The 15,253-nt window shown below is 70.2% G+C and carries 14 protein-coding genes, 1 pseudogene and 1 riboswitch; of the genes and pseudogenes, 10 read left to right on the forward strand and 5 right to left on the reverse strand.

The genetic code is table 11. The features are described 5' to 3' along the window. Positions 1-126 precede the first annotated feature (126 nt). Positions 127-450 carry a putative quinol monooxygenase gene (locus ACIBK0_RS34535; protein ID WP_399088547.1) on the reverse strand — a complete coding sequence of 108 codons (324 nt, stop codon included), beginning with the start codon at positions 448-450 and terminating at the stop codon, positions 127-129. A 146-nt stretch (positions 451-596) separates the two neighbouring features. Between ACIBK0_RS34535 and ACIBK0_RS34540 the strand changes: the two genes are divergently transcribed. From ACIBK0_RS34540 to ACIBK0_RS34550, 3 genes are all read left to right on the forward strand, one after another. Continuing rightward, positions 597-1,430, forward strand: a complete 834-nt coding sequence (locus ACIBK0_RS34540; RefSeq protein ID WP_399088549.1) for a helix-turn-helix transcriptional regulator — start codon at positions 597-599, stop codon at positions 1,428-1,430. Between the two features lie 152 nt (positions 1,431-1,582). Next, a complete protein-coding gene (locus ACIBK0_RS34545) occupies positions 1,583-2,275 on the forward strand; it encodes an SDR family NAD(P)-dependent oxidoreductase (RefSeq protein WP_399088551.1) in 693 nt (230 codons plus the stop codon). A 90-nt stretch (positions 2,276-2,365) separates the two neighbouring features. Next, entirely contained in the window at positions 2,366-3,217 is an 852-nt protein-coding gene (locus ACIBK0_RS34550) for an IS5 family transposase (RefSeq protein ID WP_399088553.1), read from the forward strand. Positions 3,218-3,244: 27 nt separating this feature from the next. Here ACIBK0_RS34550 and ACIBK0_RS34555 read toward each other — a convergent pair whose 3' ends face one another. The 3 genes and pseudogenes from ACIBK0_RS34555 to ACIBK0_RS34565 all read right to left on the reverse strand — a co-directional run. Next, complete coding sequence (locus ACIBK0_RS34555; protein WP_399088555.1) at positions 3,245-3,712, reverse strand: luciferase family protein; 468 nt, start codon at positions 3,710-3,712, stop codon at positions 3,245-3,247. A gap of 122 nt (positions 3,713-3,834) precedes the next feature. Beyond that, on the reverse strand, positions 3,835-4,992 hold the full coding sequence (locus ACIBK0_RS34560) for an NlpC/P60 family protein (RefSeq protein WP_399088557.1): 1,158 nt from the start codon (positions 4,990-4,992) through the stop codon (positions 3,835-3,837). An 8-nt stretch (positions 4,993-5,000) separates the two neighbouring features. After that, positions 5,001-5,161: riboswitch (cyclic di-AMP (ydaO/yuaA leader) on the reverse strand. Positions 5,162-5,470: 309 nt separating this feature from the next. Continuing rightward, a pseudogene (locus tag ACIBK0_RS34565) lies at positions 5,471-5,788 on the reverse strand (DUF2182 domain-containing protein); the annotation flags it as partial. Between the two features lie 318 nt (positions 5,789-6,106). Between ACIBK0_RS34565 and ACIBK0_RS34570 the strand changes: the two are divergent. The 3 genes from ACIBK0_RS34570 to ACIBK0_RS34580 all read left to right on the forward strand — a co-directional run bounded on the left by ACIBK0_RS34570 (position 6,107) and on the right by ACIBK0_RS34580 (position 9,437). Then, positions 6,107-7,471: an FAD-dependent oxidoreductase gene (locus tag ACIBK0_RS34570; RefSeq protein ID WP_399088559.1), complete on the forward strand. Its 1,365-nt coding sequence runs from the start codon at positions 6,107-6,109 to the stop codon at positions 7,469-7,471. Between the two features lie 200 nt (positions 7,472-7,671). Beyond that, complete coding sequence (locus ACIBK0_RS34575) at positions 7,672-8,637, forward strand: aldo/keto reductase (protein WP_399088650.1); 966 nt, start codon at positions 7,672-7,674, stop codon at positions 8,635-8,637. A gap of 170 nt (positions 8,638-8,807) precedes the next feature. Continuing rightward, on the forward strand, positions 8,808-9,437 hold the full coding sequence (locus ACIBK0_RS34580) for a dihydrofolate reductase family protein (protein WP_399088561.1): 630 nt from the start codon (positions 8,808-8,810) through the stop codon (positions 9,435-9,437). A 22-nt stretch (positions 9,438-9,459) separates the two neighbouring features. On the opposite strand, the gene ACIBK0_RS34585 is transcribed toward ACIBK0_RS34580, so the two are convergent. Beyond that, on the reverse strand, positions 9,460-10,119 hold the full coding sequence (locus tag ACIBK0_RS34585) for a TetR/AcrR family transcriptional regulator (RefSeq protein WP_399088563.1): 660 nt from the start codon (positions 10,117-10,119) through the stop codon (positions 9,460-9,462). A gap of 249 nt (positions 10,120-10,368) precedes the next feature. Here ACIBK0_RS34585 and ACIBK0_RS34590 point away from each other — a divergent pair, with 249 nt between their 5' ends. Genes ACIBK0_RS34590 through ACIBK0_RS34605 form a run of 4 tightly spaced genes read left to right on the forward strand, consistent with a single transcriptional unit; the run spans position 10,369 to position 15,224 of the window. Further along, on the forward strand, positions 10,369-10,938 hold the full coding sequence (locus tag ACIBK0_RS34590; RefSeq protein WP_399088565.1) for a (2Fe-2S)-binding protein: 570 nt from the start codon (positions 10,369-10,371) through the stop codon (positions 10,936-10,938). Then, complete coding sequence (locus ACIBK0_RS34595; protein ID WP_399088567.1) at positions 10,935-11,927, forward strand: FAD binding domain-containing protein; 993 nt, start codon at positions 10,935-10,937, stop codon at positions 11,925-11,927. Before ACIBK0_RS34590 ends, ACIBK0_RS34595 begins: the two co-directional genes overlap by 4 nt. Beyond that, positions 11,924-14,047 (forward strand): xanthine dehydrogenase family protein molybdopterin-binding subunit, encoded by a 2,124-nt coding sequence (locus ACIBK0_RS34600; protein WP_399088569.1) that lies wholly within the window; start codon positions 11,924-11,926, stop codon positions 14,045-14,047. Before ACIBK0_RS34595 ends, ACIBK0_RS34600 begins: the two co-directional genes overlap by 4 nt. Then, a complete protein-coding gene (locus ACIBK0_RS34605) occupies positions 14,040-15,224 on the forward strand; it encodes an XdhC family protein (protein ID WP_399088571.1) in 1,185 nt (394 codons plus the stop codon). The genes ACIBK0_RS34600 and ACIBK0_RS34605 overlap by 8 nt, the downstream gene beginning before the upstream one ends. The last annotated feature ends 29 nt before the right edge of the window (positions 15,225-15,253 follow it).

The raw sequence follows: 15,253 nt of genomic DNA on the forward strand, positions 1-15,253 counted from the left end.
CTCGTGATCATGGAGTCTCTACGCTCAGTGATTACGAAGGACGGCCGTGCCCGCGCTGCCGCCTTGCTGCTCGAAACCGCTCAGCGTCGGAGGACGACGATCACGACCGCCGTGCTCCGGGTCGGCCTACCGTGCCGGGCGGAACGGCTGCAGGAATCGGATCCCGTCCTCGATGCTGCCGTCCATCAGTTCCAGCAGTTGGGGCACCAGGTCCTGCACGCGGGGTGCCTGCAGGTGGCCTTCGAGGGCCTCGCGGCTCTCCCAGCGCTCGAAGATGACGAACGCGCCCGGTTGTCCCGCGACCTGGTGAGCCTCGTAGTCGATGTTGCCCGCGTCGTAGCGTGATGCGGTGACGGCGGCTGTCATGAACGCCTTCATCGCGGCTTCCTTCCCGGATTTGGCCCGGGCTTCCCACAGCACGGTGACGTAGTGGTTCGACGTGGTGGTCATGCTTGCTCCTCCTGACTCCGAACAGCATCGTTGTGCGCCGTTCACGACTCGACACTGAGCCCAGGGGAGCGTCGGCGGGAGCTACGGGGCTTCGTGGTACAGCGCGTACCACCCAGCGTTGCGGGGTGTGCGGGAGGATGGTGTGCATGGATCAACTCGGTGCCGCGCTGCGGGCGTGGCGGGACCGGCTGGATCCCGTGACGGTGGGCTTCGCACACGGGTCACCCCGTCGGGTCCCCGGTCTGCGACGCGCGGAGCTGGCGACGCTGGCCGGCATCTCGGTCGAGTACGTGGTCCGGCTGGAGCAGGGACGGGTGGCGACACCCTCGGCGCAGGTCTGCTCGGCCCTGGCTCGCGCCCTGCACCTGTCCGACGACGAGCATGCTCACCTTTTGCGCATGGCTGGTCACGCAGCGGATCCGAGCCGGGTTCCGCGAATGATCCCAGGGAGCCTGTACCGGATCGTGGACCAGCTCGCCGGCAACCCGTTGGCGATCTACGACGCCACCTGGCAGTTGCTGCACTGGAATCCGCTGTTCGCGGCCACGTTCGGCGATCCCACGGTCCGCGGTGTGGGAGATCGCAACGTCCTGGTCTGGCAGTTCCTGGGTGAGCTGCCCCGGGTCCGGCAGACGGCGGCCGAGCGGGCGGCGTTCGAGGAGTCCCTCGTCGCCGACCTGCGCGCGACGACGAGCCGGTACCCCGACGATCCCGACCTCGCGGCGTTGGTATCGAGGCTGAACCTCAGCCCACGGTTCTGCGAGTTGTGGAGCCGCCGAGCGGTGGGCGGTCACCAGAGTGCGCACAAACTCGTCCAGCACCCGGATGTCGGAGACATCGCCATGAACTCCGACATCCTCAACACCCAGGACACGAACCTCCGCCTCGTGGTGTACACGCCTCAGCCAGGCACCGACGCCCGCAGCAAACTCGAATTCCTTGCGGCCATTGGGGTCCAGAGGATGTCTCCTCAGAAATGAAGGCCCGCGTTCCGCCTCGTCCGGTGGACCAGGCTGCTGGGTGGTACGCGCGGTACCAGGAAGTCCCGTAGCTCCCGCCAACCCTCCCGGGGACCCAGCATGGAGTGCGTGAACAGCGCACGACCGTGCTGTTCGGACCAGGAGGAGCCAGCATGACCACCACATTCATCACCGGGGCCAACAAGTCCCTCGGTTTTGAAACCGCTCGTCGCCTCGTCGAGGCGGGGCACACCGTCCTCCTCGGTGCCCGCCACCGTGAGCGCGGTCGGGCCGCGGCCGAGTCGCTCGGCGCCCGGTTCGTTCAGATCGACGTGACCGACGACGCCTCGGTCCAGGCCGCGGCCGCGGATGTCGCCGCGCATGAGGGAACGATCGACGTCCTGGTCAACAACGCCGGCGTCCTTGGCAAGGTCGGCCCCGTCGAGGAGTACACCGCGGCCGACGTGAGCGCCGTGCTCGACGTGAACGTCGTCGGGATCGTGCGCGTCACGCACGCCTTCCTCCCGCTGCTGCGCAAGTCGCGGAACCCCGTCATCGTCAACGTGTCCAGCGGGATGGGCTCCTTCAGCATGACCCAGGACCCGGCGCGGATCGAGTCGCGGTATGCCCTGCCCCTCTACTGCGCCTCGAAGGCCGCGGTCACGATGCTCACGACGCAGTACGCCAAGGAACTGAAGGACGTGAAGGTCAACGCCGCAGACCCCGGGCAGACCGCGACCGACTTCACCGGCGGCCTCGGACACAGCGTCGCCGACGGCGCAGAGTCCATCGTGACCCTCGCGACGATCGGCCCGGACGGGCCGACGGGACAGTTCATCGACCGATCCGGGAACCTCCCGTGGTGAACCTGCCCTGAGCTCAGGGTCGGTCGACCCGCCGCCCTGCGCGTACCTCATGCTCGTAATCTCTACGCTCAGTGATCACGAAGGACGGCCGTGCCCGCGCTGCCAGCTTGCCTGCTCGAACCCCTGTGGGACCAGTTCGCCGCGCTCCTCCCCGTCCGGGAGGAGTTCGTCGTCGGCCACCCGCTGGGCTGTCACCGCCGCCGGATCCCCGACCGAACCGTCTTCGAGCACGTCGTGCTCGCGCTGGTCCATGGTTCCGGCTACGAGCGGATCTCCACACCCGGATGCTCGGACCGCACCATCCGCCGACGCCTCAAAGAGTGGTCCCGGCAGGGGATTTCCAAAGCGCTGCACGCTCTCGCCCTGGACGCCTACGACCGGATGATCGGCCTCGACCTTGGCGAGATCTCGGTGGACGGCTGCATCACCAAGGCCCCGTCCGGCGGGGAGAAGGCCGGCCGCTCGCCGGTCGACCGGGGCAAGCAGGGGCTGAAGCGCTCCGCCGCCTGCGACGCCCGCGGCGTCCCGCTGGGGATCGTCTCCGAGGGGGCCAATAGGCATGACTCGCCACTGCTCGGACTGACCCTGGACGCCGCGCAGGAGCAGGTCGGCATGCTGCCGGACACCGTGAACGTCAACCTCGACCGGGACTACGACAGCATCAAGTCCCGTGCGTTGATAGCCGAGTTGGGGTTCACTGCCGAGATCGCCCGCAAGGGTGTGCCCGCCCCGATCCAGGCCAGCAGGCGCTGGCCCGTCGAGCGCACGCATTCGTGGATGAACGGCTACGGCAAGCTTCGGCGCTGCACCGAGAGAAACGGCAGGGTCGTGGACTTCTACCTCTACCTCGCCGCTACCCTCGTCACACTTCGCATGCTGATCTGGCAGGCACGCAGCCGCTACCGCTGGGATGGCCGACCCATCAGCCGCCGCCTCAAGTGATCCATTTGCCGGTCGGTCTTAGTCGCGTCAGCTGCCGTGGGGGATGAACCGGCCGACTGCCTTCCACGCGGCCGGAACCCGACGGTGGCGGACGGCCGCGGAGGCTCCCGCGCGTGGCGAGAGAACCGCCTGAGGCTGCCAGTCGCAGAGCGTTGAGGGTCCCTCGGGAAGTAGGTCGCCTCCGGCCCTGTCGTGCTCCTTGAGAGCGACGCTGATCAGCGTGAGCAGGAGCGCCACATCGGCGTCGCAGTCCAGCAGCACGGTGATCCACGAAGAGCCGGGGTGCACCCGCACAGCGGTGCTGTGTTGCAGGTGCGGGAGCAGCCGATGGACGGCCGCATGCGTGAGATGCAGGTCCGCGGCGTCGTCGGAGTGGAAGTGGACGATGTCGTGCCCCGACGTCCCGAAGGCGCGCCCTGCGGCGCATCGGGGTGAGCCACTTATCAGGTTCGGCCATGACTCCAGTTGGGTCATGGCGCGATCGGCCACGGTCATGCGCACCATGGTCGCGCACTATTCACCCTGCCAACTACCCCTCTTCACCCTCAGCTTGGTCAGCCGGCTGTTCCGTGCCCCTCACGATCCCTGAGCGGCCCCGCGCACCGACGCCGCAGTGCTCACGCGGGCCGCGCCGCGCTGTGGATCGCCGAGGCTCCGGCGTAGAAGATCGACTCCTCGCGCACGTATGCCCCCGGGCTCGGCGCGTGGATCATCATGCTGTCGCCGATGTAGAGGCCGACGTGGCTGATGTCGCCGTAGAAGAAGATCAGGTCGCCGGGCCGGATGTCGGCGAGGGGGATGGCCGTACCGACGGTCGCCTGATCGCGCGCGGTGCGCGGGAGTGCGACCCCTGCGGTTCTCCAGGCGGCCTGGGTGAGGCCCGAGCAGTCGTACGAGCCCGGTCCGGACGCGCCCCAGACACATGGCCTGCCGATCTGTCCACGGGCGAAGGCGAGTACCTTCGCGGCTTTGCTGCCGTACCCGGTGTCCGAGGCGCTGTCCGCGCCGATGGGCACGACCGCGGCGATGGAGGTGGTGGTGCCGAGAGCGGCCGATTGCTGCGGCTGCCATTCCTCTTCGGGCCGGAGAGGAGTCGGTTGCTCGTAGGCACGCCAGGAGTCTTCCGCCGGCCGGGATTCGATCGCGGGGACGGCGGCTGTCAGCTGCGGGGTGTGCAGGGAGAGCAACTCGCGGGCCACCGCGAGCTTCTGCTGGATCTGCTCCTTGGAAGTCTTCAACGAGGCCGAGGGCCGACCCGGTTCCGCGGCGGGTGCCGGCAGGGCCTTGGCGACTTCCTGCCGTGTCCGCGGCGCGGCCGGCAGCGCCGCGACGGCGCCGGAGGTCAACTCCGCCACCGGACCCGCAGTCACTCCGGCGACAGGCCCGGCGGTCAACTCCGGGACGGGCCGGGCGGCCGACTCCAGCCCACGGCGGGCGAGTCCGTCCGCCGGACGTTCCACCGGACGTGTGGGCCGTGCCTCGGCCGGGCGCTTCGGCATCCTGTCGGCCGGCAGCCTCGCCGGGACGGTCGGCCCCAACTGCGCGCGCGCCACGTCGAACCATTGCCTGGTGACGTCGTCGAGGGCGGGATCGCTGGGCCTGCGCCGGCTGTCGAGCGCAGGGTTGAGGCTCCTGCGCGTTCCCGTGGACATCGCACGGGTGGCGTTGTAGTTTCCGGTGGCGGTCTCGGCCTGGTCGTAGAGGCTGCTGATCCGCTGCCGCACCTCTTCGCGGCTCGGTCCGTCCGCTGCGGGCGGCGTGGCGTCGGGAGCCATGGGGGACGCACTCCTTCCGTATTCCGCCTACCGAGTCGGCTGTCGGGTTCGGGCGGACGGTTCGCGGAAGGCATGCCCTACGGCCCTTGCCCTGCTGGGCAGTTGGGCCGATTCACCCCAAAGTCGGTCGGGTTCCCGGCCCCGGCTGCCACGGGGGCGCACCGGACTCGGCGGAGGCCGCGCGACCCGGCGGGGTTCGCCGGAGGCAGTCGTGCGGTCCGCCCGTCAACCTAGCCAATTTGTGTGCCTCGTGTGAAGGTTGAAGTGCGAAGTGTCCGATATGTATTTGTGACCTTCGCCGTACTGGCCGCCCCGGCCCGAGCGGTTGGTGTGACCCTGCCGGCGTGCTCGCATTCTCCGCCTTGTGTGTGTACACGATGGTCCGCCTGCCCCGAGCTCGTCGCCTGGCTCGGGGCGCCAACGACGCATGACAGTTCAGCTCGGCGTGCGACCGCGACTCTCGGCATGAGATGCGCGGTCACGTCATCGGCTGCATCGACGGCCCGGAGTGCTGCAGTCCTGGCAGCGGCCAGCTCTGGAACGGAGTCAGAACGGCCAGGATCAGGAACGCCACGCCCACCGCGGTGCTGAATGCCGGTCCGAGCCGCCACAGCTTCTCCATGAAGATGACGACCGCGAGTGCGGCCATCGCCGCGATGTTCATGGTGCCCAGCGGGATGAGGACGATCATGAGCCCCCAGCAGCAGCCCACGCAGTAGAGCCCATGGTGGGCCCCGACGTGCAGGTCACGGGCGCCCGGCCGGTAGCCGCCATGGTGCAGCCGATCGTGCCGCAGCCGTTCTGTCCCGCAGCACCTGGCCCACCTGCGAGGACGGGGGTGAACCGAGGGGATGACCCGCGTCAGCGAGCGGATGAACCACCGCTATGACCCGGCCTGTCGTGCGGCTGCGCGGTGACCGCACCCACCGGCGCCGCCGCCCCGAAGGCGTCCGCCGGCGAGGCGCCTGCCCGGCGCGACCACACGTCGGCCCCTTCGAAGCGACTCATAAGATGACCTTATGAGGTCATAGGCCCGGCCCGACTACTGACTTAGGTTTGCCTTAGCTTAGGCTTCCCGGCGAGTACGTCTGTCACCGCTCGAAGGGAACTGATCATGCCTCGCCCCCTGCGGGTAGCCATTGTCGGAGCCGGCCCCGCCGGGATCTACGCCGCCGACGCGTTGCTGAAATCCGCGGCGGCTGCCGAGCCAGGCGTGTCGATCGACCTCTTCGAGCGGATGCCGGCCCCGTTCGGACTGATCCGCTACGGCGTCGCTCCTGACCACCCCCGCATCAAGGGCATCGTCACGGCCCTGCACCAGGTGCTCGACAAGCCGCAGATCCGCCTCTTCGGCAATGTCGACTACCCGGGGGACATCAACCTGGACGACCTGCGCGCCTTCTACGACGCGGTGATCTTCTCCACGGGTGCGACGGCCGACCGGGCGCTCGACATACCCGGCATCGACCTCGACGGCTCGTACGGCGCGGCGGACTTCGTCTCCTGGTACGACGGGCACCCGGACGTGCCCCGGACCTGGCCGCTCGAGGCGGAGAAGGTCGCCGTCCTCGGCGTCGGCAACGTCGCGCTCGACGTGGCGCGCATCCTGGCCAAGACCGCGGACGAACTGCTGTCGACCGAGATCCCGCCGAACGTCTACGACGGCCTGAAGGCCAACAAGGCCCTGGAGGTCCATGTCTTCGGCCGCCGTGGCCCGGCGCAGGCGAAGTTCAGCCCGATGGAGCTGCGGGAGCTGGACCACTCCCCGAACATCGAGGTCATCGTCGACCCCGAGGACATCGACTACGACGACGGCTCGATCGCGACCCGGCGGGGCAACAAGCAGGCCGACATGGTCGCCAAGACCCTGGAGAACTGGGCCATCCGCGATGCCGGCGACCGCCCGCACAAGCTGTTCCTGCACCTCTTCGAGTCGCCGTCCGAGATCCTCGGGGAGGACGGCGAGGTCGTCGGTCTGCGCACCGAGCGCACCGCCCTCGACGGCACGGGCAACGTCAAGGGCACCGGCGAGTTCAAGGACTGGGATGTCACCGCGGTCTACCGTGCCGTGGGCTACCTGTCCGACGAACTGCCCAAGCTGCCCTGGGACGTCGAGTCCGGCACCGTCCCCGACCAGGGCGGCCGGGTGATCGAGGAGAACGGCGAGCACCTGCAGTCGACGTACGTCACCGGCTGGATCCGGCGCGGCCCCGTGGGGCTGATCGGCCACACCAAGGGTGACGCCAACGAGACGGTCGCCAGTCTGCTGGACGATCACGCGAACGGCCGTCTGCACACACCCGCTTCGCCCGTTCCCGAGGCCGTGGACGCGTTCCTCGGCGAGCGCGGCGTCCGCTTCACCACGTGGGAGGGCTGGCACCGGCTGGACGCCGCGGAGAAGGCCCTTGGCGAGCCGCAGGGCCGCGAGCGCGTGAAGATCGTCGAGCGCGAGGACATGCTCGACGCGAGCGGCGCGTAGGACCGACCCTTCCTGCCGAGATGCAGGGGTGGATCGATGACTGACGGACAGTCAGTCGTCGATCCACCCGCGGGTCACCCCGGCGGTCACCGAAAACCCACCTGACCCCACCGCCCGACTCGCCTATCGTCAACGTGATTTCCGGCGGACGCCTCGGCTCATCGGCAGGGACGACGGCGGTGACGAAGTGGAGGGTGAGGGTGCGCTACCGAGAGCTGGGACGCGGTGGGGTGTCGGTGTCCGAGATCGGTTATGGGGCATGGGGGATCGGTGAGTCCGCCTGGGTCGGCGCCTCGGAGGACGAATCCGTACGTGCCCTGCACCGCGCCATCGATCTCGGCGTGAACTTCATCGACACCGCGCGCGGCTACGGCGAGAGCGAGCGGATCGTCGGCCGGGTCGTGCGTGAGCGGGCCGATGACGAGGTGCTCGTCGCGACCAAGGTGCCGCCGAGGAACCGTAGGTGGCCGGCGCCCGACGGGCTGGACCCCGCCGAGACATTTCCGGGCGAGCACATCCGCGACAGCCTGGAGAGCAGTCTGCGCGCCAGTGGCCTCGACCACTTCGACGTACTGCAGTTCCACGTCTGGAGCGACGACTGGGTCGGCCGGGGCGACTGGCTGGAGACGATCACGCAGCTGAAGCAGGAGGGGAAGATCCGCCTCTTCGGTGTGTCCATCAACGATCACCAGCCGGACAACGCCCTCGCCCTCGTCCGCAGCGGCGCCGTCGACTGTGTGCAGGTCATCTACAACGTCTTCGATCAGGCTCCGGCCGACGCGCTGCTGCCGGCCTGCGAGGAGCACCGCGTCGGTGTCATCGTGCGGGTCGCGCTGGACGAGGGCGGCCTCACCGGTCGGATCACCGCCGGCACCACGTTCCCCGAGGGCGACTGGCGCAACCGTTACTTCCGCGGGGACCGGGCGGCGCAGGTCGAGCGGCGGGTGGCCGCGATCGTCGCCGACCTCGGCATCGCCCCCGACGAGATGGCCGAGACCGCGCTGCGGTTCGTGCTGAGTTCGCCGGCGGTCTCCACCGTCATCCCGGGCATGCGCAGCGTACGCAACGTCGTGCGCAACACGGCCCTGAGCGACGGACGGCCGCTCACCGCCGAGCAGCTCACCGTGCTGGCCAAGCACCGATGGCAGCGCAACTTCTACTCCTGATCCGTCGGAGCCGTCGATCCGCCGGAGCCGCCGATCCGCCCATGCGTGGGAGCCGCGGGCCAGCCCGGTCGCGTGGGATTTCGAGATTTCCGGGAGAAGCTGTCGATCCAGCTGCGTCCTGTTCGACGCACGGGTGAGAGCGGGAAACGACGAACCCAAGGAGCACGGCCATGCCCCAGCTGCGCGTACACAACCTCACCGTCTCGCTGGACGGCTTCGCCGCCGGCCCTCATCAGCGTCTGGAGCACCCGCTCGGTGAGGGCTTCGAAGCCATGCACGAGTGGATGTTCGCCGCGATGCGGGACCGCGCCGACGGCAAGAGCGGGATCGACGTCGAGTACGTCGAGCGGAGCGAGGAGAACATCGGCGCCACGATCATGGGCCGCAACATGTTCGGGCCGCAGCGCGGGCCGTGGCAGGACGAGTCGTGGAGGGGCTGGTGGGGCGACAACCCGCCGTACCACAACGACGTGTTCGTGCACACGCACCACCTGCGGCCGTCGCTGCCGATGGAAGGCGGGACCACGTTCCACTTCACCGACGAGCCCATCGAGAGGGTGCTGGATCGGGCCTTCGACGCCGCGGCGGGCAAGGACGTGCGCATCGGCGGAGGGGCGGCCACGGTTCAGCAGTATCTGCGCGCGGGGCTGATCGACGAGCTGCACCTGGCCATCGTCCCGAAACTCATCGGCAGCGGTGAGCGCCTGTTCGACAACCTGGGGGACGGAAACGACGGCTACCGGGTAGCCGAGCTGGTCGGCTCGCCCGCCGTCGCGCACGCCCGGCTGGTACGCCGCTGAGGCCCCTCGCAAGGGGGCCGGCTCAGCCTTCTCGGGCCGGACTCTTCTGCGACCGGCCCGAGGCGGGCGCGCCCCGCTCGCCCGGCCCGTAGGCCTCCGTTTCGCCCGACGCGGGCGCGCCCGCCCGCAGTCCGTCCATCACGAGATCCAGAAGCCGTGTGGCGCGCGGCTGCCAGTCGGCGTGCGGGTCGAGCTGCCAGAGCCCCGCGATGGCGAGCATGAAGTCGTCCTGGGTGACCCCCGGGCGGATCGTGCCGGCCTCCTCGTTCGCCTCGAGGAGCAGCGTGACGGCCGAGCGCACCGATCCGTGTCCCAGTCTGGTCAGGGTGCCGCGCGTCACGGTGGACGAGCGCAACGCGTCGGCCAGTCCTGCCTTGGCCATGCCGTACTGGGCGAGCCGGTCCATCCACTCTCGCAGCGCCCGGTCCGGTGTGCGGGTCTTGAGGAGCTGGGCCGCGGTGTCGGCGACCTGCTGCACCTCGTGGCGGTAGACCTCCAGGACGAGAGCCTCGCGGTTGGGGAAGTTGCGGTAGAACGTGCCCTGTCCGACGCCCGCCTTCTTCGCGATGGCGCTGAGCGGGGCGTCCGCCGAGTTCGTCAGCTCCACCAGGGCCACTTCGAGGATGCGCTCGCGATTCCGCTGCGCGTCGGAGCGCAGCGGCGCGTCCTTCTCGGAGTCCACCCGTCCTCCTTCCGGAATCACGGCCAGGCCGCCCTTGCTAAGCGGACAGCTGTCCGTTAGGTTTCATTGGTAGCGGACAGCTGTCCGCTTAAAGCTCACTCTAGTGGCTGGCCCGCTCCGTGCGTATGGCCGGAACCGATCGCCGACCGGCATTCTCGCCCACCAAGCGAGCTTTCGAGCCGCGACTGTCTCCCCATCGACTTCGACTTCGACTTCGACGCGCAACGCATACGCGAAAGAAGGCTGATCATGGCCCCATCGACGTCCAGCGCCATCACTTTGAACATCAACGGCGAGAAGTACACGCTGCCCGTCGACCACCGCACCACCCTGCTCGACGCACTACGCGAGCAGCTCGATCTGACCGGCACCAAGAAGGGCTGTGACCAGGGACAATGCGGAGCCTGCACGGTGATGCTCGACGGCCGCCGAACGGTGTCCTGTCTGCAACTCGCGGTCGCCGCCGAAGGGCGCGCGATCACCACCATCGAGGGTGTGGCGGACGGTGAGCGGCTGCATCCGGTGCAGCAGGCCTTCCTCGATCTCGACGGTTACCAGTGCGGTTACTGCACGCCTGGCCAGATCTGTTCGGCCCTCGGAGTGATCGAGGAGCATGCGGCGGGCTGGCCGAGCGCCGTGACCGCCGATGTCCGGCCCGAAGCGGGAGTTCCTGCGCTCACCGCCGAGGAGATCCGCGAGCGGATGAGCGGCAACCTGTGCCGCTGCGGCGCGTATGTGTCGATCGTCCAGGCGGTGGCGCGGGCGGCGGAGGCCCAGGTCGCCGGAGCCGGGGACGACACCGAGGAGGCGGCGGCATGAGGGAATTCGGCTACGAACGCGTCCTCGATGTGTCCGGCGCGGTAGCGCTGCTCGGCGACGACCCCGACGCGCGCTTCCTCGGCGGCGGCACCAACCTCGTCGACCTGATGAAAGCCGGCGTGGAGAGGCCGACCCGGCTCGTCGACGTACGCGAACTGCCGCTCGACCGGATCGAGTTCACCCCGGACGGCGCGCTGCGCATCGGAGCGACCGTCACCAACAGCGATCTTGCCGCCCATCCCGAAGTACGCCGCCACTTCCCGGCGTTGGCGCAGGCCGTCCTGGCCGGAGCCTCGGGGCAGCTGCGCAACATGGCCACGGTGGGGGGGAATCTGCTCCAGCGCACCCGCTGCGGCTACTTCACCGACCTGGCGAAACCGTGCAACAAGCGTGCCCCTGGGAGCGGTTGCCCCGCCATCGAGGGCGAGCACCACAATCACGCGGTCCTCGGTGCCTCCGAGCACTGTGTGGCCACCCACCCCTCGGACATGGCGGTCGCCCTCACAGCCTTCGACGCCCTCGTCTCGTACGAAACGGCGGACGGCCCCGGCGAGTTGTCGCTCGCCGACTTCTATCTGCCCGTGGGCGACGCCCCGCACCGCGAGACCGCGCTGCCGGCCGGCGCACTGATCACCGGTGTCACGCTGCCGCCGGCACCGGTCGCCGCACACGCCCGGTACCGGAAGGTGCGCGAGCGCGCCTCGTACGCCTTCGCGATCGGCTCCATCGCCGCCGCTCTCGATGTCCAGGACGGCGTCGTACGCGAAGTGCGGCTCGCCTTCGGGGCGGTGGCGTCGCGGCCGTGGCGGGCCGGTGCAGCCGAGCGGGTGCTGACCGGTGGTCCGGCGAGCGCCGAGGCTTTCGCCGCCGCCGCGGACGCCGAGCTGGCGGCCGCCCGACCCCTGCCCCACAACGGATACAAGGTGCCGCTGATGCGCAACCTCGTCGTGGCCGTGCTGACCGAACTCGCCGAGGAGGCCGCCCGATGACCACGACCACCGGAACCGCCGCGACGACGAGGGCCGTCGGCACCGCACACACCCGTGTGGAGGGCCTCGCCAAGGTGACCGGCGCGGCCCGCTACGCCGGAGAATTCCCCCACCCCGAACTCGCCCACGGCTGGCTGGTGTTGTCGACCGTGGCCCGCGGCCGCATCCGCTCGGTGCAGGACGCCCCCGTGCTGGGCATGCCTGGCGTGCTCACCGTCCTGCACCACGGGAACGCCCCGAGGCTTGAGCGGGACTACACCGTCCCGCTCGGGCAGCCCGACCCCGCCCTTCACCTCTTCCAGCACGACCGGATCCCGTACGTCGGCTGGCCGGTGGCGCTGGTCGTCGCCGAAACACCCGAGCAGGCAAGGGAGGCGGCCGAGGCGCTCGTGGTCGCGTACGACGAGGAGCCGCACGACGTGGCGTTCTTCGCCGGGCGCCCCGGGATGTACACACCGGAGGGCTCCGCGGCGCAGAAGGGCGACCTGGAGGCCGAACTCGCCGCGTCCGCCGTCGTCGTGGACGCCGAGTACACCACGCCGGAAGAGCACCACAGCCCGATGGAGCCGCATGCGGCGACGGCGCGCTGGGACGGCGGTCGGCTCGAAGTCCTCGACTCCAACCAGGGCAGCAGGTTCGTGGCGGACGAGCTCGCGAAGCTGTTCTCGCTCGACCCGGACTCGGTGCGGGTGCGGTCCGAACACGTGGGCGGCGGCTTCGGATCCAAGGGGACGCGCCCGCACTCGGTGCTCGCGGTGATGGCGGCCACCGTCCTGCACCGCCCGGTCAGGGTCGTCATGACCCGCCGTCAGATGTTCTCGCTCGTCGGCTATCGCAGCCCCACCGCGCAACGCGTCAGGCTCGGCGCCGACGCCGACGGGCGGCTGCGCGCGCTGGACCACCAGGCGGAGTGCCTGACCTCGACCGTCTTCGAATTCATCGAGCGCAGCGCAGATTTCGGGCGTCCGGTGTACGACGCGGACGCGCACCACACCACCACCCGTGCCGTACGGCTCGACGTACCGACCCCCACCTGGATGCGCGCCCCGGGCGAGGCGCCGGGCTCGTTCGCGCTGGAGTCGGCGTTCGACGAACTCGCCGAGAAGTGCGGCATCGATCCGATCGAGCTGCGCCTGCGCAACGAACCGGCCGTGGGCCCCCTGTCCGGGCTGCCGTTCAGCAGCCGCAATCTCCGCGCCTGCTTCGAGGAGGGCGCCCGCAGGTTCGGCTGGGCGGACCGCGACCCGCGTCCCGGCGTCCGCCGGGACGGCCGCCTGCTGCTCGGCACCGGCGTGGCCGCGTCCGCGTTCCCCACGCTGTCCGCTCCCTCCACGGCCGCCGTCACCGCGGAGGCGGACGGCACCTTCACCGTACGGGTCACCGCGATGGACATCGGGACCGGTGCGCGGACGGCGCTGACCCAGGTCGCCGCCGACGCGCTGGAGGTGCTACCCGAGCGCGTCCGGATGCGGATCGGGGACAGCGACTTCGGGCCGGCGATCATCGCGGGCGGCTCGATGGGCACCCGTTCGTGGGCCTGGGCGATCATCGCCGCGGCGCGCGAACTGCGTGAGCGACTGGTCCCGGGCGGGGCCATACCGCCCGAGGGAATCACCGCCCGGTCGGACACCTCCGCGGCCATCGGCGCGCTGGCGAAGAAGGAACGGCACACCTTCGGGGCGCAGTTCGCCGAGGTCGCCGTCGACGTCACCACCGGGGAGGTGCGCGTGCGGCGCATGCTCGGCATCTTCGCCGCGGGCCGGATCGTCAACCCGCTCACCGCGCGCGGCCAGTTCATCGGTGCCATGACGTGGGGCCTGTCCATGGCCCTGCACGAGGAGGCGGTCAGGGACCAGGCCTCCGGCGGCCTCGTCGGCGCCGACCTCGCGGGCTACCACGTCGCCGCGCACGCCGACGTACCGGACATCGAGGCGGACTGGGTGGACGACCCGGACCCGGACGACCCGGTCGGGATCAAGGGCATCGGCGAGATCGGGATCGTGGGCGCCGCCGCGGCCATCGCCAACGCGGTCTGGCACGCGACCGGTGTACGCCACCGGAACCTGCCGATCCGGCCCGATCGCGTCCTGCGGGCGGCCGAGGGAGCCCTGGGTGCTTGACATCTCCGGCGAGCTGAACCGGTGGGTCGAGGAGGGCCGGGACTTCGCCGTCGCCACCGTCGTGACCGTCGGCGGCAGCGCACCGCGCGGTCCCGGCGCCGCCCTCGCCGTCGACAGCCACGGAACAGCCATCGGCTCGGTCTCCGGCGGCTGTGTCGAAGGGGCGGTGTACGACCTGTGCGTCCAGGCGCTCCAGGACGGCGCGACGGTCCTCCAACGGTTCGGCTACAGCGACGAAGATGCCTTCGCGGTGGGCCTGACCTGCGGTGGGGTCATCGAGGTGCTGGTCACACCAGTACGGGCGGCCACCTTTGAACGTCCGGACGCGCCCGTGTTCGCGGCATGGCTGGCCGCCGCTGCCCGGGGCGAGACGGTGGCTCTCGCCCGGGTGGCCCGCGGGCCTGCCGAACTGCTGGGCAGGGCGCTGCTGGTGCACGCCGACGGCTCGTACACGTCGTACGAAGGGAGCCTGACCATCTCGTACGACGGCGGTCTCGTCGATCCTTCGGAGACGGACCGGACCGCCGCCGCGCAGGCCCGCGCGATGCTGGATGCGGGGCGCACCGGCACCGTCGAGATCTCCGAGGACGGATCGGGCTGCCCGGGCGGTATGACGCTGTTCGTCGAGTCGAGCGTGCCGCCGCCCCGGATGATCGTCTTCGGTGCCGTGGACTTCGCGGCGGCGCTGGTACGGGCGGGCAAGTTCCTCGGCTACCGAGTGACCGTGTGCGACGCCCGGCCCGTCTTCGCCACCCGAGCCCGCTTCCCCGAGGCCGACGACATCGTGGTCGACTGGCCGGACCGCTACCTCCGGCGCACCGGCACCGACCACCGCACCGTCCTGTGCGTACTCACCCACGACGCCAAGTTCGACGTCCCCCTCCTGGAGACAGCGCTGCGCCTGCCGGTCGCGTTCGTCGGAGCGATGGGCTCCCGCCGCACCCACGAGGACCGCAACCGCCGCCTGCGCGAAGTCGGCGTCACGGAGCGGGAGCTGGCCCGCCTGCGGTCACCCATCGGCCTCGACCTCGGCGCCCGTACCCCTGAGGAGACGGCCCTGTCGATCGCGGCGGAGATCGTCGCGGCCCGGCGGGGCGGGAGCGGCGTTCCGCTCACCGGCTCGCGGACGCCGATCCACCACGACCGGGTGACGGTGTCGGCGACCGCAGTCGGATGACTCGTGCGGAACGACGCCTCACACCGCAG

The sequence above is a fragment of the Streptomyces sp. NPDC050564 genome (genome assembly GCF_044457265.1).
Classification (GTDB): Bacteria; Actinomycetota; Actinomycetes; order Streptomycetales; family Streptomycetaceae; genus Streptomyces.